This window comes from Nocardia sp. CY41 (assembly GCF_009829325.1).
Classification (GTDB): domain Bacteria; phylum Actinomycetota; class Actinomycetes; order Mycobacteriales; family Mycobacteriaceae; genus Nocardia.
In genome coordinates, this window is the sequence record NZ_VUOS01000043.1 from 1 (window position 1) to 17,731 (window position 17,731).

At 67.1% G+C, this 17,731-nt stretch carries 21 protein-coding genes and 3 pseudogenes; 9 read left to right on the forward strand and 15 right to left on the reverse strand.

Going from position 1 to position 17,731, the window contains the following annotated elements; translation table 11 throughout:
- Window positions 1-140 precede the first annotated feature (140 nt).
- Complete coding sequence (locus GVY64_RS33685; RefSeq protein WP_268895703.1) at window positions 141-1,319, forward strand: transposase; 1,179 nt, start codon at window positions 141-143, stop codon at window positions 1,317-1,319.
- 6 nt (window positions 1,320-1,325) lie between these two features.
- On the opposite strand, the gene GVY64_RS33690 is transcribed toward GVY64_RS33685, so the two are convergent.
- Together GVY64_RS33690 and GVY64_RS33695 are read right to left on the reverse strand one after the other, a co-directional pair.
- Window positions 1,326-1,472: a hypothetical protein gene (locus GVY64_RS33690; RefSeq protein ID WP_159850263.1), complete on the reverse strand. Its 147-nt coding sequence runs from the start codon at window positions 1,470-1,472 to the stop codon at window positions 1,326-1,328.
- A 10-nt stretch (window positions 1,473-1,482) separates the two neighbouring features.
- A complete protein-coding gene (locus GVY64_RS33695; protein ID WP_159850265.1) occupies window positions 1,483-2,379 on the reverse strand; it encodes a TIGR03619 family F420-dependent LLM class oxidoreductase in 897 nt (298 codons plus the stop codon).
- A 180-nt stretch (window positions 2,380-2,559) separates the two neighbouring features.
- Here GVY64_RS33695 and GVY64_RS33700 point away from each other — a divergent pair, with 180 nt between their 5' ends.
- The 5 genes and pseudogenes from GVY64_RS33700 to GVY64_RS38270 all read left to right on the forward strand — a co-directional run bounded on the left by GVY64_RS33700 (window position 2,560) and on the right by GVY64_RS38270 (window position 5,314).
- Window positions 2,560-2,928 carry a YciI family protein gene (locus tag GVY64_RS33700; protein WP_159850267.1) on the forward strand — a complete coding sequence of 123 codons (369 nt, stop codon included), beginning with the start codon at window positions 2,560-2,562 and terminating at the stop codon, window positions 2,926-2,928.
- 7 nt (window positions 2,929-2,935) lie between these two features.
- The gene (locus GVY64_RS33705) at window positions 2,936-3,274 is read left to right on the forward strand and encodes a YciI family protein (protein ID WP_201298280.1); all 339 of its coding nucleotides are present in this window, start codon (window positions 2,936-2,938) and stop codon (window positions 3,272-3,274) included.
- A complete protein-coding gene (locus tag GVY64_RS33710; RefSeq protein ID WP_236567458.1) occupies window positions 3,271-4,518 on the forward strand; it encodes an RNA polymerase sigma factor in 1,248 nt (415 codons plus the stop codon). The genes GVY64_RS33705 and GVY64_RS33710 overlap by 4 nt, the downstream gene beginning before the upstream one ends.
- A 189-nt stretch (window positions 4,519-4,707) precedes the next feature.
- A pseudogene (locus tag GVY64_RS38265) lies at window positions 4,708-5,037 on the forward strand (recombinase family protein); the annotation flags it as partial.
- A 55-nt stretch (window positions 5,038-5,092) separates the two neighbouring features.
- Window positions 5,093-5,314 (forward strand): hypothetical protein, encoded by a 222-nt coding sequence (locus GVY64_RS38270; protein WP_236567461.1) that lies wholly within the window; start codon window positions 5,093-5,095, stop codon window positions 5,312-5,314.
- An 88-nt stretch (window positions 5,315-5,402) separates the two neighbouring features.
- Here the strand turns inward: GVY64_RS38270 and GVY64_RS39255 are convergent.
- The 7 genes and pseudogenes from GVY64_RS39255 to GVY64_RS33745 all read right to left on the reverse strand — a co-directional run.
- Window positions 5,403-5,494 (reverse strand): annotated as a pseudogene (locus GVY64_RS39255) (transposase); the annotation flags it as partial.
- Between the two features lie 16 nt (window positions 5,495-5,510).
- Entirely contained in the window at window positions 5,511-6,731 is a 1,221-nt protein-coding gene (locus GVY64_RS33720) for an IS110 family transposase (protein ID WP_328821047.1), read from the reverse strand.
- A gap of 175 nt (window positions 6,732-6,906) precedes the next feature.
- Window positions 6,907-7,407, reverse strand: a pseudogene (locus GVY64_RS33725) (transposase); the annotation flags it as partial.
- Between the two features lie 314 nt (window positions 7,408-7,721).
- Complete coding sequence (locus GVY64_RS33730) at window positions 7,722-8,912, reverse strand: tyrosine-type recombinase/integrase (RefSeq protein ID WP_159850275.1); 1,191 nt, start codon at window positions 8,910-8,912, stop codon at window positions 7,722-7,724.
- Between the two features lie 115 nt (window positions 8,913-9,027).
- Window positions 9,028-9,429 carry a hypothetical protein gene (locus tag GVY64_RS33735; RefSeq protein ID WP_236567460.1) on the reverse strand — a complete coding sequence of 134 codons (402 nt, stop codon included), beginning with the start codon at window positions 9,427-9,429 and terminating at the stop codon, window positions 9,028-9,030.
- A gap of 3 nt (window positions 9,430-9,432) precedes the next feature.
- The gene (locus GVY64_RS33740; RefSeq protein WP_159850277.1) at window positions 9,433-9,942 is read right to left on the reverse strand and encodes a hypothetical protein; all 510 of its coding nucleotides are present in this window, start codon (window positions 9,940-9,942) and stop codon (window positions 9,433-9,435) included.
- Window positions 9,939-10,142 (reverse strand): hypothetical protein, encoded by a 204-nt coding sequence (locus GVY64_RS33745; protein ID WP_159850279.1) that lies wholly within the window; start codon window positions 10,140-10,142, stop codon window positions 9,939-9,941. The genes GVY64_RS33740 and GVY64_RS33745 overlap by 4 nt, the downstream gene beginning before the upstream one ends.
- A 266-nt stretch (window positions 10,143-10,408) precedes the next feature.
- On the opposite strand from GVY64_RS33745, the gene GVY64_RS33750 reads away from it, so the two are divergent.
- Window positions 10,409-11,029, forward strand: a complete 621-nt coding sequence (locus tag GVY64_RS33750) for a hypothetical protein (RefSeq protein WP_159850281.1) — start codon at window positions 10,409-10,411, stop codon at window positions 11,027-11,029.
- Window positions 11,030-11,585: 556 nt separating this feature from the next.
- On the opposite strand, the gene GVY64_RS33755 is transcribed toward GVY64_RS33750, so the two are convergent.
- The 3 genes from GVY64_RS33755 to GVY64_RS33765 form a co-directional block, all read right to left on the reverse strand.
- Window positions 11,586-12,545 (reverse strand): phosphatidylserine/phosphatidylglycerophosphate/cardiolipin synthase family protein, encoded by a 960-nt coding sequence (locus GVY64_RS33755; protein WP_159850282.1) that lies wholly within the window; start codon window positions 12,543-12,545, stop codon window positions 11,586-11,588.
- A 72-nt stretch (window positions 12,546-12,617) separates the two neighbouring features.
- A complete protein-coding gene (locus GVY64_RS33760; RefSeq protein ID WP_159850283.1) occupies window positions 12,618-12,788 on the reverse strand; it encodes a hypothetical protein in 171 nt (56 codons plus the stop codon).
- Window positions 12,789-12,980: 192 nt separating this feature from the next.
- On the reverse strand, window positions 12,981-13,538 hold the full coding sequence (locus tag GVY64_RS33765; protein ID WP_159850284.1) for a hypothetical protein: 558 nt from the start codon (window positions 13,536-13,538) through the stop codon (window positions 12,981-12,983).
- A gap of 700 nt (window positions 13,539-14,238) precedes the next feature.
- Between GVY64_RS33765 and GVY64_RS33770 the strand changes: the two genes are divergently transcribed.
- The gene (locus GVY64_RS33770) at window positions 14,239-15,198 is read left to right on the forward strand and encodes a ferritin-like domain-containing protein (protein ID WP_159850285.1); all 960 of its coding nucleotides are present in this window, start codon (window positions 14,239-14,241) and stop codon (window positions 15,196-15,198) included.
- 121 nt (window positions 15,199-15,319) lie between these two features.
- On the opposite strand, the gene GVY64_RS39260 is transcribed toward GVY64_RS33770, so the two are convergent.
- The 3 genes from GVY64_RS39260 to GVY64_RS33785 form a co-directional block, all read right to left on the reverse strand.
- Window positions 15,320-15,400 carry an excalibur calcium-binding domain-containing protein gene (locus tag GVY64_RS39260; RefSeq protein ID WP_159850302.1) on the reverse strand — a complete coding sequence of 27 codons (81 nt, stop codon included), beginning with the start codon at window positions 15,398-15,400 and terminating at the stop codon, window positions 15,320-15,322.
- A 115-nt stretch (window positions 15,401-15,515) separates the two neighbouring features.
- Complete coding sequence (locus GVY64_RS33780) at window positions 15,516-15,863, reverse strand: hypothetical protein (RefSeq protein WP_159850286.1); 348 nt, start codon at window positions 15,861-15,863, stop codon at window positions 15,516-15,518.
- Window positions 15,864-16,149: 286 nt separating this feature from the next.
- Entirely contained in the window at window positions 16,150-16,887 is a 738-nt protein-coding gene (locus tag GVY64_RS33785) for a hypothetical protein (protein ID WP_159850287.1), read from the reverse strand.
- Window positions 16,888-17,414: 527 nt separating this feature from the next.
- Here GVY64_RS33785 and GVY64_RS38810 point away from each other — a divergent pair.
- Window positions 17,415-17,540 carry a hypothetical protein gene (locus tag GVY64_RS38810; protein WP_268895702.1) on the forward strand — a complete coding sequence of 42 codons (126 nt, stop codon included), beginning with the start codon at window positions 17,415-17,417 and terminating at the stop codon, window positions 17,538-17,540.
- Window positions 17,541-17,731: the final 191 nt, after the last annotated feature.

The window sequence follows — 17,731 nt, forward strand, 5'->3', positions numbered from 1 at the left end:
CGGACCGGCAGTAGCGGTTCGATCACTGTCCACAACTCGTCGTCCACGATCCACGGGGCCGCCACGACGAAACATACTGCACCGCAACGAGAATCACCGCCACTCTACAGAACCTGTTAGGGGCTCTACGCACCGGCTGCCTGAAATCGGTCACCTCCGTCGCGGACCGAGGCGTCATGCCCGAAGACGTCCTTGCCGAACGGCTCCTTTTGGGGATCTACGCCTACGGGACCTACACCGGTATCCGGTCGGTCGCCGGCGGCGACCACGGCCACAGCGAAGAGGACATCCGCTACGTACGCCGCCGGTACCTGACGCCGGAGACTGCGCACCGAATCGCCATCGAGATCGCCAACGCGACCTTCCGGGTCCGGCGCGCGAGCGTGTGGGGCGAGGGCTCCACCGCAGTGGCCAGCGACTCGACGCATTTCCGGTCGTGGGACCAGAACATCTTCACCGAGTGGCACTCCCGCTACGGCGGGCGCGGCGTGCTGATCTACTGGTCGGTGGAGAAGGGCTCGGTGGTGATCCACTCCCAGCGGATCGACTGCTCCGCCAGCGAGGTTCACGCGATGGTGGAGGGCGCGGTCCGCCATGGCACCGAGATGAAGGTCGAAGCCAACTATGTGGACACTCACGGTCAGTCCGAGATCGGGTTCGGCATCACGAAGCTGCTGGGCTTCGACCTGCTGCCCCGGATCAAGCGGATCAACAAGTGCAAGCTGTACCGGCCCGCGGCCGGCGAGCCCGGGATGTGGCCAGGGCTCGGACCGGCGATGACGCGCCCGATCCGGTGGGAGCTGATTGCACAGCAGTACGACCAGATGGTGAAGTACGCGACCGCGATCCGCACCGGCACCGCGTCGACCGAAGCGATCTTGCGCCGGTTCATGAAGGCCAACGCCGCCCACCCGACCTATCAGGCGATGATCGAGCTGGGCAGGGCGCAGAAGACGATCTTTCTATGCCGGTACCTGCGCAGTCGAGAACTTCAGCGGGAGATCGAAGAAGGGCTCAACGTCATCGAGTCGTGGAACCGCGCCAACAGCGTGATCTACTACGGCAAGACCGGCGAACTGTCATCTAACCGGGCCGACGCGCAGGAACTCAGCGTGCAGTGTCTGCGAATCGTGCAAGCGTCCCTGGTCTACGTCAACACCCTGATGATCCAAGACCTCATCGACGACCCCGACACCGGCGACATCCTGGTCACCGCCGCCGACAAGCGCGGGGTGACCCCGCTGTTCTGGGAACACGTCCTGCCGTACGGGGAGGTCAAACTGAACATGACCAACCGGCTCACCCTCAGCGGTCGCTGAAGTGGGTCACGTACTACCTTGCAGCCCAGGGAATTCCAGCCCAGTGTCCAGGCTCACCGGATCTCCGTGGATGCCGAAGCGGGGATTCAGTCGCTGGTAACCGACCCGCAGCCCGAACTCGCCGCGCCGGGCGGCCGTCGAGAGATCGGGCACCGGATCGGTTCTATGGCGTTGGCAGGTCAAGCTTGGTCGCTAGCGCTTTCAGCAGTTCGACTTGCTGTTCCGGGTGGGCGGGTACGAGATGGAGCGCGATGTGCATCTCGTCGGCGCCGACGGCCATGGCGTGGTCGAGTTCGTTGAGCACGGCGCCGGTGAAGGCGCTGGGAGAGAGTTGATGACGTGCCGGGATTACGTTCACCACGACGGTGCCGGTGCCGCCCGCGGCTCGGTACCAGCCGACATGGGTACTGGTGTCGTCCCAGTCGACAGCGGTGGTGATGTAGCCGTCTGCGATGCGGGCTGCCCGTTCGATGGTGTGGCGGGTGATCGCGCCGATGAACAGGGGGATGGTGTTTCCGGATGGTTTCGGGCCGACCATGGAGGGCGGGATCTGGTAGTGCTCACCATGGAACTCGACGGGGTCGGGGGCCCAGCAGGCCCGCATCGCGGCGATGTGCTCGACGAATCCGGCTCCTCTGCGACTGGCCGGTACACCTGCGGCGGTGAATTCCTCGGGGATGTAGAACGGCGGCACCCGGGTGCCGCCGCCTTGGCCGACACCGACATCCAGCCGTCCCCCGGACAGCCGGTCGAGGGTGGCCAGCCTGCGGGCCAGGACGATGGGCGGTTGGAAGATCGAGTTCAGAATGTCGGTGGTCACGCGGATCCGCTGGGTGTGCGCGGCTGCCCAGGTCAAAACCTCCAGTGAATCCCAGGCGTGGGACTCGGGCAGGCCCGCATCGTTGTTCCAATGCGGTCCGGTGGGGATCAGGAGCCGGTCACTGGCGGACACGGCGTGGAACCCGAGTCGTTCGGTGGCCTGCGCCACCATGACGATGGCGTCTGGGCCGGCGTACGGGTCGATGTACGGCAGGCTGACGCCGATGCGGGGAAGATTCATTCCTATACTCCCGTAATTGCTGATGGACACCGAACGCCCAGGTCAGGCGTTCTCCGACAGATAGTCGGAGCGGTCCAAAGATTTTTGCGGTTCCCAACACCGCAAGAATGCGTCACCGGCTCCGACTTGGATCATGAACGGCACCTCGACCGAGTGCCGCCGACTGTCCGAGGAGACGACGTGAAGTTCTTGTTGATCATGCACAGCAACCCGCAGATCTGGGACGCGCTGACCGAGCAGGAGCGCAACGAGGTGATGAGCGGCCACGGCGCGTTCATGGAGACCGTCAAGAAGTCCGGGGAGATGATCAGCACGACCGCGCTGGCGGACCCGTCGCAGAGCGCCGTGGTCCGGGTGCGCGGCGGTATACCGGCTGTGACGGACGGGCCCTACCTCGAGGCCAAGGAATACCTCGGAGGCTACTACCTGGTGGAATGCGCAACCCGCGAACGCGCGTTGGAGCTGGCCGCGCTAATCCCGGATGCTCGTGTCGAGGGCCTCGGTATCGAGGTGCGGCCGGTCGTCTTCGCAGGCACAGCCGAGGACTGAGCACGCGGTGAAGTTCCTGCTGAATCTCTATCTTGACGCCGCGGCCCTGCCGGGAGACGGTTTCGACCACGAGGGGTTCCTGGCTGCGGCCGGGCAGACAGGGGAATTGATCACCGGGCACCTGTTCGCCGACCCGTCGATCAGTGCCGTCGTCCAGGCCCGGGGCGGCGTGGTGACGGTGACCGAGGGTCCGTATCGACAGAGTCCGGATCATGTCGCCAGTCAGTATCTGGTCGACTGCGAAAGCCGTGAGCGCGCGGTGGAGCTCGCCGCACTGATATCGAGCGACCGGACCAGATGCGTGGAGGTGCGACCGCTAATGGACTCGGCCGGGATGGAGATGTGAGCACGCACGCACGCCTCGAGAACCTGCTACGTGACCTGGCGCGGCAGGTCCTCGGGGTGCTCCTGCGCCGCTACGACGGGTTCGAGGAGTGCGAGGACGCGGTCCAGGAGGCACTGCTCGCCGCGGCGACCCAGTGGCCCGTCGAAGGCATCCCGGAAAGCCCGCGGTCCTGGCTGTACACCGTCGCCGCCCGCCGGGTGGTCGATCAGATACGCAGCGAGCAGGCACGCCGCCGCCGTGAGATCAGCGCAGCGGTACGGGAGACACCCGACGCTGACCGCCCGCCACCCGGCGACGAAACCTCCGGCAATCAGGACGACACGCTCACGCTGCTGTTCCTGTGCTGCCATCCCGCGTTGACCCCCGCTTCGCAGGTCGCGCTCACGCTGCGTGCGGTCGGCGGACTCACCACTGCCGAGGTGGCGCGGGCCTTCCTCGTGCCGGAGGCCACCATGGGTCCGCGGATCAGTCGTGCCAAGCAGAGGATAAAAGCGTCCGGAGCATCATTCGCGATGCCGAGCGCTCAGGAGTGGGCGCAGCGGCTGGACGCGGTCCTGCATGTGCTCTACCTGATCTTCAACGAGGGCTACACCGCCAGTTCCGGACCCGACCTGCACCGCGGCGAACTCACCACAGAGGCGGTCCGACTCACCCGTATGCTGCACCGATCCCTGCCGGACGAGGGTGAAGTCGCCGGGCTGCTGGCGCTGATGCTTTTGACCGACGCCCGCCGATCGGCCCGCACCGGACCGGACGGCGCCCTCATACCAATGGCCGAACAAGACCGGAAACTGTGGGACGCCACCATGATCGACGAAGGCGTCGCACTGGTCACCGACGCCATGTCCTCCTCGCCGCTCGGCCCCTACCAGCTGCAAGCGGCGACCGCCGCGCTGCACGTCCAGGCACCGCGAGCCGAGGACACCGACTGGGAACAGATTCGCATCCTGTACGGAATTCTCCGACGGATCGCACCGAACCCCATGGTCACGCTCAATTACGCCGTCGCGGTCGCGATGACCCGCGGCCCCAGGGCTGGACTCGAACTGCTGGAAACACTGGACAGTGACCCCCGGATCGCCGGCCACCACCGCCTCTACGCCGTCCGCGCTCACCTCCAAGAGCAGGCAGGCGAATACACCGCAGCTCAAGCGAACTACGGAGCGGCGGCTCGCCGCACCACAAGCCTCCCCGAACAGCGCTACCTGCAGAACAGGGCAAACAAGTTGGATCGACCCTGCTAGCCAACGAAGACGCGCCTCCGCCGACACTGTTCCACATCCAGGGAAGTGGAACGAGCAAAGCCGCGCCGATTCAGTCACGGCCAGTGAGCGGCGACCTGGGCGAACCGGCACAGCGTTCGTTCCGGAAGTCGTTCCATCGAAAGCGTTCCGAAAGGCTCGTACGCTGGCGAACTCCGGTACATTTCGGGGATGGCGAGCACACCAGCACACCCGGCCGGCGGACTCGAACTCGGCTACGCCCGAGTCTCCACCACCAAACAGAGCCTCGAACGCCAGCTCGACGCCCTCGCCGACACCGGACTGCCCCACGAACGGATCTACGTCGACAAGAAGACCGGCGCGACCGTCGACCGGCCCGGACTTGCCAAACTGCTCGATTACGCACGCCCAGGCGACATTGTCGTCGCTTACACCCTCGACCGACTCGGCCGGAACCTGCGCGAAGTGCTGAACCTCGCCCACGACCTCGGCGAGAAGGGCATCGGCGTGCGCACCCTCGCCGACCCCATCCCGATCAACACTGCCGACGAGGGCATGGCCCGCATCGCGTTCCTGCTCCTGGCGCTGTTCGCAGATGGAACGCACCTTCACCGCCGAACGCGCCGCCCACGCCCGCAGCGTCGCCGAATCCAAAGGCCGCCACATCGGCCGGCCCACCGCATGGCCCGACGACAAGATCGACTACGCCCGACTGCTCCGCGAGCAGGGAAACAGCCTCGGCGAGATCACCAGCAAGACCGGCATCCCGAAGACATCACTGCACCGCTACCTCACATCGACGTCCAAACAGGAGTGACCCTGGCGGCTACCAGGCCAAACCGGGCTTCATGTACCGGGTGACACGATCGTTAACGGCACCCCGATCACGAAGACTGCGCCAGAGCCCTGATCTTCACGTGGATGGCATCGATGAACACGACCGGATACACGCGATCGAGAGGCCGGTTGCACCGTCGGTCATCTCCGCGACCACTTTGATGCTCCTATGGTTGTCAAGCTGCTGAGGCGAGCCATGCTCGGTATATGTCGGCGAGTTGGTCGTCATACGATTGGCCGCGTTCGAGGCGGGACAGAGTGCCGGGCCAGACGCCGAGATGTCGTGCGGCGGCGGTGAGGGTGATGTTGCGGCTCTGCCGGGCCGGGCGCAGGTCACCATAGTCGGGGATGCAGACGGTGCGGGTCAGCAGTCGATAGACCTCGCGGGCGATCGCGCGTTTGAGCAGTCGCAGAATTTCCGGTTTGGAGCGGCCGGCCTGACTCTGTCGTGCGGCATATGCTCTGGTTGGTTCGTGCCGCGACATGCGGCACAACGCAATACGATGCAGTGCATTGTTGGCAGCACGGTCACCGCCGCGCGAGAGTCGATGCCGCACAGTCTTTCCTGACGATGCTGGGACTGGTGCAGCACCGCACAATGCGGCGAACGAGGCCTCGCTCCTGAGCCGGGCCGGGTTGTCACCCGCAGTGACCAGCAGCTGGGCAGCGGTGTCGGGACCGACGCCATAGGCCGACCGCAACGCCGGACACAGCACCGCGGTCAGCTCGTCCAATTCGGTGGTCAGCGAGGCGACCTGCTCGTCCAGGAAGGCGACTCGCTCGGCAAGAACCTTTGCAGCCATGAGGGTCCCGGCCACCAACGAGTCGGTCTGAGCTCCGGGACGGATTCGCGTCAGTGCTGCGATCAGCTGTTTGGTGGCGAGTCTGCGAAATCGGTCACGCACCGAATCCGGCGCGGTCACCAGCAGGGCCTTGATCTGGTTGATCGAAGCGGTGCGCGCCTTCACCGCCGAGCGGCGCGCACCCAGCAAGGCTCGCACGACACCGATCCGCTCATCCTTCGGCTCGGACACCCCGTGGCCGGACAGCGCAGCCCGGGCTGCCGAATACGCGTCCGGCGCATCGGACTTGCCGCGTCGACGCCGTATCGCCTTGTCGGGCCCGCAGACCTCGACGACCGGCATTCCCTCCGCCACCAGCGCTCTGGTAAATCCGGCACCATAGCTACTGGTTCCTTCCACGCCGACGACACGAACAACGCCGTGGCCGGTGAGGAATTTGATGGCAGCACGATACCCGGCCGCCGTGGTGGCGAACTCGTGATCGGCCACAGGCCGACCGGTCGGCGAAATCACCGCGACGTGAATGGTGTCGGCATGAGTGTCGGCGCCGCCGATGATCTCGTTCGTGTCGTGCATCCTCGCTGGTCCTGCCATTCGTCAGTGGTGGATGTCAGCACACCGGGCGGACAGGCAGACAAGACATTGGCGAGGCGCAACCAGGCCCCTATTAGGTCATCCCTCCCCGGCCGGAGCACTCAAGGGCGTTCCCACCCGAGCCGGCGGACCAAAGTAAGGACAACCCAGCAGGGCGTCAGTCAGTGATTGAGCAACGACCCGGGCGGGAACACATCTCATCATCAATGTCGGTAATCGCGGAGACGGTGTCCTTGGACACCGAAGCGCCGTAGATCTCGGAGAAATGCGCCGAGATCTCCCCGGTCGTCAACCCCTTCGCGGTCAGCGACAACACGATCTCATCGACCCCCGACAACCGCCGCTGACGTTTTCTGACGATCTGCGGGTCGAACGACGAGCTGGTGTCACGCGGCACGTCGATCTCCACCGGACCGATCTCGGTGACCACCGTCTTCGACCGAGTCCCATTGCGAGAGTTGCCTGTCCCACGCCCTGCCGGGTCGTGTTTCTCATAGCCGACGTGCTCGGTCATCTCCGCCTCCAAAGCGGTTTCCAGCACGTTCTTCGTGAGCTGGTTCAGCAGCCCGCCCGGGCCGAGTAGTTCCACGCCCTGCTGTTTGGCCTGAGCCAGCAGCTGCTGGGCCAGCTTCTTCTGATCCACCGCATCCACCACGGATTCGAGTGTCTCCGACATCAAATGATCCTTCCCGCCGAACCCTCAGGCTCGGGCAGTCAGACCGAGATCAGATCCACCGGAGATCAGACACTCCCGGCAACTCGTCGCACACCGCGTGGAAGACGATCTTCGGCGCCGTGTGAGGAGACAGTATGTGAAGTGGACTGTCGTCCGCGAAGGTCCAAGACATCGCTATTCAAGCTATCAGGTGGTGTCGGAGCCATTGGTTGATGGCGGCGATGTGGGTAGGGGCCAGAATGGCTCCGACGCCATGGAGGCGAGCCGAACAGCCCGACCTTGCTCGACTTTGACACAGGCCCCTAGTTGAGGGGTCACAGACCCAGATCGACGCGGGCGCTGCGTTGTTCGCGGTGCCGGTCGTAGCGCAGGGTTGTGGCGGGGTTTTTGTGTCGGGCCAGGGCCATCACGTCTTCCAGTGACGCGCCGCGGTCGAAGGCTTCGGTGATCGCACCGGCGCGCAGGCTGTGTCCGCGCATGCGGGCGACACCGGCGGCGAGGGAGCGTTTTTCGATGATGCGGGCGATCGACTTGTCGGTGAGCGCAGTTTCGTGGGGCCATCCGCCGTGGTTGACGGGCCGGAACAGGGGCGCGGTGGGGTCGGCGGTGCTCGGCCAGTCCCCGGTGCAGCGGTGGGTGTGCGGGTCGGTGGTGGTGTCGGCGCGTAGGTGGCGCCCGACCGCGATCGCGACGGCGTCGATCACGGCGTCGGGATCGTTGATGCCGTGGCGGCGCTGGCGGCGTCGCTCGCGGGCGGCGGCGTGGTCGCGGGCGTCGACGACGGCGATCCAGCGCTGCAGCGTGCACCACGGGCAGCATAGGGCGTCGACGCTGCGGCCGCGGGGGATGTAGACGTGCTGGATCTTCGTGCGGGAGGTTTTGCTGCCCCGGATCCTTACGCGCAGTAACCGATCGTGCTCGGGGCTGTCGACCAGCGACAGGTCTTCCAGGGACAGCGCCGCGGTCTCGCTGCGGCGCAGTGAGGCGGCGTAGGTCACCGCGATTACAGCGATGTCGCGGCGCGCGGCGATCTGCTGCCGGATGGTGCGGGCCGTGGCATGCGCGGCGGTGACCATCGGTTGCAGCACCGACAGGGTGGCGGGTGGGGCCTGGCGGGTGCTGGCCTGGTTGGTTCGCTCGTTGCGCACCCCCGTCATGACGATGCGCACGGCGGGGTCGGCGGTCGGGTCGGGCAGTCTGGCGTCGCGGTGGGCCCGGGCAATCGCGGCACTCCGCACGGTGACGGTGCTCGCGGCGATGTCGTCGCGCTCGGCCGCCAGCGACAGGTAACGCTGGACGGTGTCCGGGTCGGCGGGCAGGGCGGACAACCCCATCTCCTCGCACCAGGCGGTGAATCCCCGTAGGACGGAGTCGTAGGTGCGGTCGGTGGCCGCCGACGCGGCGGCGTCGGTGTAGTGCTGGGCGGCGGCGTCGGCGGCGACCAGATCGGGGTGGTCGTGCGCGGCGGCCACCAGATGCAGCCGGGCCGGGCCTGCCGATGTCATCGCCCACCCCCGGATGCGCAGGCAGGCCGCAGCGCTGCCCCCGGCCGCCAGCCCGGCGCACCGCTGCCGGGCCCGCACGTTGCCTTCGGCGTGGGGGCGGTGGGGACCGTGGGGGTCATCGCGTGCGGTCTTCCGGTGCCGTGGCGGCCAGTTCGGCGGCAGTGTCGCGGAACCAGGCGCTGGTCTGCGGGCAACCGGCCTGCACGTCGGTGCGGCCGCCGCGTATGCCGTACAGGTCGTAGGCCCAACGGCGCAACATGCTGTCGCAGGTTTCGTCGCAGTCGGCCAGGATCTTGTCGTCGTCGAGTAGCAGTGCGACGGCGAGGACTTCGCCGGTGCTCCAGGTGTATCGGTAGTCGTCCCAGTCGTCCGCACGTACCTGACGGGCGCGGGACAGCAGCTCGGTGCGCCGCGCCGCGCGCTCGGCGTCGCTGGGTGGGGCGAACGGGTCGCGGAAGTCCTCGTCGTCGAGGATGCGGAGCGGAATGGGGACCGAAGGGTCGTCGGCTATGGGCATCGGTCAACCCCTCGGCTCGGACGTGGCAGTGTAGTCGTCGGGGTTTAGTCCGCGGGAGGCCAGGATCGCTTGCAGCGCGTCGTCGTGTTCGCCCTTGCGCTCGAGATAGGCGGCGATTCTCGACGTCGCCGGACAGGTCCAACGGGGGCACCATCGCGTCCAGGACCGCGCGGGCGTGTGCGTGGCCGAGCCCGGACAGTGTGGCTCGAGGTCGACCGGGGTGCCGTGGGCGATGCTCAGCGCCAGCCGCAGCAACCGGTCCTGCCCGCCGTAGAGCGGGCCGATCTCCTCGCCCGCAGCGGCTATGCCTGCCCAGTCGACCCAGGCCGCCTCGACGTCCTGGTTCTCGTCGTCGGGCACGGTGTGGGTCTGGATGTAGCGGCGGACCTCGCGGCGGTCGAGCAGGCCCGCGAAATCGAGCAGGCCGATCGCGGCCGCGTGGAACCGGTTGTCGCTCAATGCGCATGCCGCGTCGAGGCGGCAACGCGGGTCCTGGGTGGAGGTGATGGTCATGATGCGCTGTCCTCATCGAGGTAGAGGGTGTTGAGCGGGGAGGAGGCGTGGTGGGCGAGGGTGCGCTGCGGTGCGGTCGCCGCGGCGAGTTCTCGCACGGCTTCGGCGGCCAGCGTGGCTTGGACGTCGGCCGGGTGTGGCGCGGAGCTGGCAGCGCGCAGGGCCGGGTCGGCGGCGAATCGGTCGACGTGGGAAGCCAATTGCCGGCACAGCTGCGGGAGCGCGTCGAGGGCGTCGCCGGAGGTGGCGCACGATCACCGCGGCGTCCTCCGGGTCGGGCATCACGCGGTCCGAGGCATTGAGGGTGGCGTGGTTGGCGTAGCGCAGCAGCTGCAGCGCGAGCATCGCCTGCGCGAAATCCTGCGCCCGGTGGGGTCCATCGATGGGCCACAGTGCGGTGACGACGGCTTCGCTGTCGGTGGAGGCGGGCATGGGGTCTCTCCTCGGTGTCGGTGCCGGGCGGTGAGTGGGGTCGGCCCGGAGCAGGCGCGCCTCGGCGAGCGACGGCGGGCCCGGCCGCGCGCGCCGGGTCCGCGTGTGCCGCGGCGGCGGCCGCCGGATCACGACGGCGGCTCGTCGGCGCCTGCGGCGCCGGGATCGGTGCTGCCCGCTCGGGCCGATCACCCGTCTGCCGGGTGAGGGTGATGACCAGACGTTCGCGCATCGCGGCGAGCTCGTCCAGGGCGGCGTCGAGGCCGGTGAGGGCACGCTCACCCGCGCGGGCGCGGCCTTCTTCGGTCAGCATGGCCCGGTCACCGCGAGCGGCCCAAGTGCCCACCGGCATCCCGACCGCACTCGCGGGGCACACGGCCCACTCGAGGGCACGGGCGATCGCCAGGCACCCGCGGTAGTCCGGGCAGTCGCGCAGCGCGTGGTGCGCCCGCTCGGCCGCCTCCTCTTCGGCGCGGCGGCGCCGTTCGGCGGCGATCTGCTCGTCGGTGCTCACACGAGACCGTCCATCGGGGTGCGCGGGAAATCGGTGCCGTGGTCGCGGCCGGTCGACGCCGGGTCGACGGCCCGCGGTGTCGTGACCTTCTGCGTGCGGCCACGGCCCGGCATACCGGTCGACAAGGAATCGTCACTGTGACGGCCGGTCGCGACCATCGTCGGTGCGCCCGGCCACATCTCGCCGCCGACGACATCGCCCCGAGAGTCGCTGTCGAGGATGAGGAGTCGGGGCGGCGGTTCGCCGGGCACGGCGCTGTCGGCGCGCCCGGGCGTCGATCAGTCACGGTCGGGTCCCCCTGACATGGTGGCGGAGCAGCGGATTCGTCCCAGCGTAGCGGTGACCGCCGACCCATCCGGCCGATCACCGGATACATCGTAACTGAAAAATAGGCACGATCAGGGCATTTGAGCAATTGACGTCCGTTAATCCGCATTATCGGACGTCAACCTGAAGCCGTTCGCGAAAGTGGGTACCATGAGTGAAATAGCAATATTTTACATTGTTCATGCGCAGCGACACGAACTGTTGATGCCTTTGACGTGCGGATACGGAACTGGCGTCACTGACGCTTTCCGGCTGTGTGCATCTGTTTCCCTGTCAGATGTCAGTAGATGCGCCGGTCGGCGGGGACGTTCCTCTCGGAACTCGGCACGGAGCTGCGGGCCGCGTGACTCCATGCGGGTGGGGCCGGTCACTAATTGAACGATGGGTGAAGCTTCCACAGCGCCAGAAGGGTCTTGCTCAGGGCCGGAGGCAGGGGGACATCGGTGCCGGCGGCGAGTGCGCGGTTGAAGCTGTGTGTCTGGCCCGGGGACAGGTGCGCGCGGATCGCGGCTGTTTTGCGGCTGCGGTGGCCGCGTTGTTCCCGGATGAGCTGGTAGGTGCCGGTGCCGCGGGTCGGTATGGGAGACAGTGCCTGTGAGTAGGTGACCGCCGGGCGCAGGATGGTGTGACGGAGTTCGTCGTAGCGCAGCAGTACGGTGTCGATCGGGTATCCGGTGTCGCCGTCCGGGAGTTGGAAGGCGTCCACCGGAAATTCGGGTATGTCCTGGATTGTCTCCGCGATCGCGGCTCGTTCGCTGGTTGTGAGGTCGTCGTATTCGGTGGGGACCACTATGACGGCGGCGACGCGACGGGGAAGCAACCCGGTTTCGGCGGAGACTGCGTTGACCCCGGGGAGCGGAGTGGCACGTGGCGCCTGGTCCCACACCTGCTGCAGATACTGCAGGTATTCCTCGGTGATCAGTGTCGCGTCTACGGCGATGGCGTCGATGTAATCGCGGGTGTCGCGCACAAGGGATTTCACGTCGGTAATGACGACCGCTTCGTCGCTTGCCTGCGAATGTGCTGAGGCGTTGGCTGATCCGATGACCGCGCGATCGGCGGTAGCAGCGACTTTGGCGTGCAGCCGTGCCGACGTTTTCACGGTGACACCGCGAGCCATCAGCGTGGCGATGGCCGCTGGTGAGGTGGCGTGCGAGGCGACTGCTTCCTTGCTTGCGTTGACCACCAGAAGATCTCCGCGCCGCAACCCTCGCAGCAGCCGAGGACCGTCGATACCGAGATAGGCGATCGCGGCGGCACGGGGGCCGGTGCTGGCCAGTGCGGCGCTGATGCGTTTCCACGGTGTCGTTCCGACGAACTCGGTACCCATGGGCCGATCATGGCATCGCAGATCGTGGCGCACACGGCAGTCACCGCGCGTAGTGGGCGGCTGCCAGCCTGGTCACTCCAGCGGCTCTCGCTCTTCGTGTAACTCGACGTCCAAGACGTACTCGAGGTTTCTGATCTGGTCGGCCACCTCTGCGGGACAGGAGATCACGACGCGGTCGGCGCCGCAGAGTTGTACGACCTCGGCATCGGTGGTGGCGAGCCAGTCGAAGAACTGTGTCCGCACCCCGCGCGGCGTCGCACTCTCGCCTCGAAGGCATGGATCGAGGCGGACGAGGTAGGTGCGGGGGGACGTGACGCTCTCCTTTGCTGTGGCGGCCCGGTGGCGCTGGCGGGGTCGCGGGCGAGCGGCCGCCTGGCGGGAGGGCGGCCGGGGTCCTTGCCCTATCCGGCGGCGGACCTGTTGCTCCAGTGTCGTTCACAGGTCGGGTTCTCGAGCGTGGCCGGTCGGGAATGGAATCGGAATGCGATCACCGGGCCGGTAGGCTTCGATCGCTCCCAGATGAGCGGTGAGCCCGGCTAGCGTGGTGATGCGGCTTCTGCCGCGCGGTTCGCCGACGAGCAGAACTTCGACCGCGCAGCCGTGCACGGTATCCCCCGCAACGGAACGGTCCAGGATGGTCACGATCGTGGTGATGGGTTCGCGTCCGCGGTCGAGGTAGCCCGCTCCGGCGTCGGAGGGACCGTAGCTCCAGGTCAGGATCTGCGGGCCGGAGCATTCTTGGATGAACGTCCAGCCACACAGGCGCAGCATGCTGTCCAGCCCGGCGAACACCCGCATGTCCGACCGGGTGACGGGGTGGCCGCATCGGGTGCCCAAAGCCTGTCGCACCGAGGACGGCGGATATCGGCGATGCCAGATCTGGGCCTGCATCGTGGTGACCAGCGCATCTTCTCGCGGGTTGCGCCTGCGGAAACCACGCCAGAACTGTCCGTCACCTCGGTGTGCGGTCTTCGTCTCCTTCACTCTGGACATGGGCACTCATGCTCGCAGTGCCAGCGCCCGGACCTCGGTAGACACGCCCGCCACGGGACATCGGCCAGCAACGCCGGTGCACCGGTTGGACCTGCGGCCCGGTTGCCGGAGGCATCCCGGCAGCGCCCGACCGAAGTGACTCAGGCCCGTTTCCCACCCTCCCCAGAGGTGGTGCGAGGAGCTGCCAGCGTGCGGCGCGGTTCGGCGGCAGCGCTCGTACTCGAAGGTCAGGCACCCAACCGATCGGTGATGGCCGAACAATTGCCCTCCGGGTGGTCGCGGCTGCCGTGCCGAAACACCGAAGGACATGTGTGACTTCAAGTTTCGGGCATTGCGGTGGCGAGGAGATCTAGTATGGCCGCCGTCTTGGGCGCTTTCTCCTCGCTCGGGACATCGCATGAGGACGGCACGGCCCACAGCGATGCGCGGCAAGCAAAGCCGATGGGCATGACCGACCGACGCACGCCCGTGATCCACACAGCTCCACGGTGATGGCAGGCCCGCTCGACTCCAGCGAACCCTTCCGGGGCGGGCCTTCACGGTGAGGCCGACATGTACCGGCCCCGCAGCTCCACGAATCCGCCGAAGACGGCTTTTCGTGCGATGAAGCGTGTTACCGACCGGTAGGTGTGGGTAGTCGTGGGAGTGGTGCACCTTGCGCCGACCCGATGCTGTCACACACCGGAGGGACGAGATTCGCATGAGCACACCGGATACCTCTACTTTGCTGGCGCAGTTGCGTGCGGTCCTGTCGTTGACCAACACCGAGATCCAGGTCGCCGAGACCCGCATCGCCCAGGCCCGCACCGAAGCGGTGCGGCGGGAACTGTCCGAGAACGCTGACAACGCCCGCGCCCGCGCGCGGGATATCGAGGCCGCCATCCGCGATCTGGGTGGAGTCCCGGAGTTGGTCGGCCCGTTGCTGGGTCAGGCTGCCGCGGCGGTCAAGGCGATGGTCGAGCAGGCGCTGCCGTTCGATGAGGCCCTGCTCGGTGATCTGACTCTCGAACACCAGTTGGTCGACCGCGCCCGCTATATCAAGGCCCTCGCGACCACCGCCCAGTTGCCTGAGGTGGTGGTCTTGGCGGAGCGGTTGATCACCGCGCATTCGGCGACGGTGGACTGGCTGACCACCGTCCTGGCCGAGGACGCCCTCGGTGGTCCGGCCGCGCTGCGCCGTACTCCGTTGCAGGCGGCCGCTGGGACCGCGGTGAAACTGTTCAACCTTCCGGTCACCTGGTCTGCTCGGGGCTTGGACCGGGCCTTGGATACCGTGCGCGCCACCCCACCGGTGCTCGGCGGGCTACTGGCCCAAGGCGCGCGGGCGGGTGATGTCGCCGTCAAAACCCTCTCCGCGTCTCGTGACGCCGCGCTGGAGACCGCTGAGCAGGTCACTCGCCGCGAAGGTGCCGACGCCGCTGCCGATGCCCTGCGGTCGATCCGCACCGGCGGGGTACCCGAGCCCCGCGAGTTGCCGATCGGTGACTACGACGAGCTCAACGTCTCCCAAGCCGTCGCCGTGGTGAAGGAACTCACCGACCCCGCCGACATCCGCGCGATCGTCGCCTACGAGGAGGCCCACAAGAACCGCCACGGCGTCGTCTCCGCCGCCCAGACCCGACTCGCCGCCATCGCCCAAGAAGTCGCCGGCCTCATCTGACCCTCGTCGCTTGCGGGACCGCAGCGCGGCTGGGGCCACCCTGGTGCCGCCCTGCTCGGCGACAGCCCGGTCGGTCGTCACCGGGCGAGCGGAGTACATGGTTTCCCGGACCGCTTCACCGCTACTCGCAGGCGATGCCGTCGTTATCTTGGTCGAACCCGGCGGGAAGACAAACGCAAGTCCCGGTCATCCCGGCAGCCATTCAGACGCGGGGAGCCGGGTTGTGTGTCTGTGCCGACCCTTCACGGCCACGCGTCGGGCGTTGCACAGCCGTACTCCCTGCCATCGCACGGTCCCCGTTCGGTTGCCGCGCTCGATCAGGTCCGTTCTTCGGGCTGCGGACTCACCTGCGTGATAGGCGCTTCCACGGCTACCCATTGCTGGCGGCCGGTGTCCCAGCCCAACACCTTTCCGTGCAGCGCGGGATCGGTGGGGTCGAGATCGAGCAAGGCCAGGCGCGCCTCGTCCGGAAGGTCGGCGGTGACCAGAATCGCGGCCGCGTCCACGTTCTCGATGTGGAGCACGGTGACCACCTCCACGTCGTCGTGCGATCGCCGTGCCCGCCGGAACCAGCGTTGGCGCAGCTGGGCCGGAAGCGCTGCCGCGTTGTCGGCGGCGCGCTGGCCGAGCGCTTCGAGGAACGCCTTACCGAACACTGTCGCCACGGGCGCCAGCGCGCCGAACACAATAGCCGACCACTGCAAGACATCCGCCGGCAGTGAGCCGACATCGCCGGGCGGCGGACCACCCGCACGTGACGGTCGCACAACATCATCACTACCGGCGTGCCCCGGGCTCGACTGTGGCTGATTCACGGTGAGCTTCCCCCTCGGTTCAGTGCGCACCGATAGTACGCCACTGCGCCTGTGTTCCACGCGAGCAGCTGATGAGCTGGCGGTCGCTGAGCGACCAGTCGCCCACTCACGGTGTAGAACGCGGGCTGGGTTCGGGCTAGCAGTTCAGTGCCCGGCGAATCTCGCGGCGCTCAGCGTCCTCGCGAAGGAGAACCTGCTGGTGGAGGTCGGGGTCTCGGTGGGATTCGATCCTCGACCGCACGATTGTGGCGAGGATGTCCGGCGCGAGGGCTTCAGCCTGGGTTGTAGTGCCGGTGAACGATCTGCGATCGGTTGGTTTCGGCGGCGCGGTGGGCAAGTCGTATGCGGTCACCTGGTCAGCGGTGACCGCGACCCGTTCAAACTCCACCTCCGCGCCTACGGCTGCCGCGAACGCGTGCACGTCCTCGGCCAAGGCGGTGAACATATGTTCACCACTGGGATCGTGGTCGCCGATGTGCAGGACTCGCGTGCGGACCCGTCGTGACGCGGCCCGCATCGCCGCATCGTGCTTGCCTGACAGGCCGTCGAACCCGCCGCCGGAGTAGCAGGCGATGCCGTAGTCGGCGCCAATTCTGGCCAGCTGGGGAACCATTCCTGCTGTCTCGCACCACAATTCGAGACAGACTGATTGACCGTCCTGCCGGTCCACGCGATAGTCGTCGGCGGCCGCGGCGACGCCGCTCCAGAAGTCCCCCAGTCCAGCGTAGGCGGGTGGGCCATCCACAGCGATCTGAGTGTCGTCGCGGATCGAGCTCCAGCCGATCCTGCCCGCGCGGCGGGCCATGCCGACGTACTCGCACATCCGCTTGTAGTCGCGCTCGGTCTTGTCCAGAGCTCCGTCGGTGAGCAGCACGTAGAACAGCTGGCGCAAAGAGACAGGAAGGTGCGCACCGTAGCGGTCCAGGGCACCCTCGACCGCTCCCAGCACTCGCAAGGTCTCCCGCTTCGGCCGCCACTGGGGCTGCGGCCCGCGGGGACGCCGATCCGGCATCGCCCACCTTCTCCCATTGGCTAGTCAGTCTCCAGAGTCCGCCATATGGCGTCCTTTCCCTCAAGGTCCCCATGGGGCTGCGTGCTGGCGATCGTCCATGAGCAGCAGTCAACCCACGGCCAGTTGGCCATCACCGATCCTCCCCCGGCTCCTCTCGACGCTCCGACAATGCCCAATGGTTATGCGCTACTATTCGCACATGCGTTCGATAGGGGCGGCACGTCGGAGCTTCTGCGTGTGACCGGGTATCACTACCGGCCGGTGACTTATCCTCCCCGGCCAGTCTGGGTGCGTCTGGACGCATTGCTGATCCGCGATCCTGAGATGCCCCGGCATACGAACGGCGCCGGGATATTGATGCGCGGGGAAGTCGCCGGCACACTCACGCAGTGGATCCCGACTGGTTCGGGCGTGTCACCTACACCGTGGAATACGTCGATGGCCGGGCGCCGCTGCGGATGTGCGATCAGTTGGTGCCCGCTTACGCACTGCGCCCGCGCACTGACGGCGACTGACCCGCCGACGCCCGGCGAGGACGTGATGTGCTTACAGTCGGACTCGCTGTTGCGGGCGCGCTTCGGTCATCAGTCACCTTGGCTGCGGTAGTTCATCGACTGGGGGCTTCGTCGCCGACTTCCGTCGAGCTTGTCCCGGCCCGGGTAAACCTCTCGCCAAATGAACTTTCATCGCCACCGTTGACTGGTAG

Bases quoted from the DNA above. Each gene is read 5' to 3' on its own strand.
- GVY64_RS33695 (WP_159850265.1), bottom strand. From the start codon at position 2,379: ATGAATCTTCCCCGCATCGGCGTCAGCCTGCCGTACATCGACCCGTAC.
- GVY64_RS38270 (WP_236567461.1), top strand. From the start codon at position 5,093: ATGGAACGCACCTTCACCGCCGAACGCGCCGCCCACGCCCGCAGCGTC.
- GVY64_RS33720 (WP_328821047.1), bottom strand. From the start codon at position 6,731: ATGGCAGGACCAGCGAGGATGCACGACACGAACGAGATCATCGGCGGC.
- GVY64_RS33730 (WP_159850275.1), bottom strand. From the start codon at position 8,912: ATGACATCGGCAGGCCCGGCCCGGCTGCATCTGGTGGCCGCCGCGCAC.
- GVY64_RS33735 (WP_236567460.1), bottom strand. From the start codon at position 9,429: ATGCCCATAGCCGACGACCCTTCGGTCCCCATTCCGCTCCGCATCCTC.
- GVY64_RS33740 (WP_159850277.1), bottom strand. From the start codon at position 9,942: ATGACCATCACCTCCACCCAGGACCCGCGTTGCCGCCTCGACGCGGCA.
- GVY64_RS33755 (WP_159850282.1), bottom strand. From the start codon at position 12,545: ATGGGTACCGAGTTCGTCGGAACGACACCGTGGAAACGCATCAGCGCC.
- GVY64_RS33765 (WP_159850284.1), bottom strand. From the start codon at position 13,538: ATGTCCAGAGTGAAGGAGACGAAGACCGCACACCGAGGTGACGGACAG.
- GVY64_RS33770 (WP_159850285.1), top strand. From the start codon at position 14,239: ATGAGCACACCGGATACCTCTACTTTGCTGGCGCAGTTGCGTGCGGTC.
- GVY64_RS39260 (WP_159850302.1), bottom strand. From the start codon at position 15,400: ATGGCTGCCGGGATGACCGGGACTTGCGTTTGTCTTCCCGCCGGGTTC.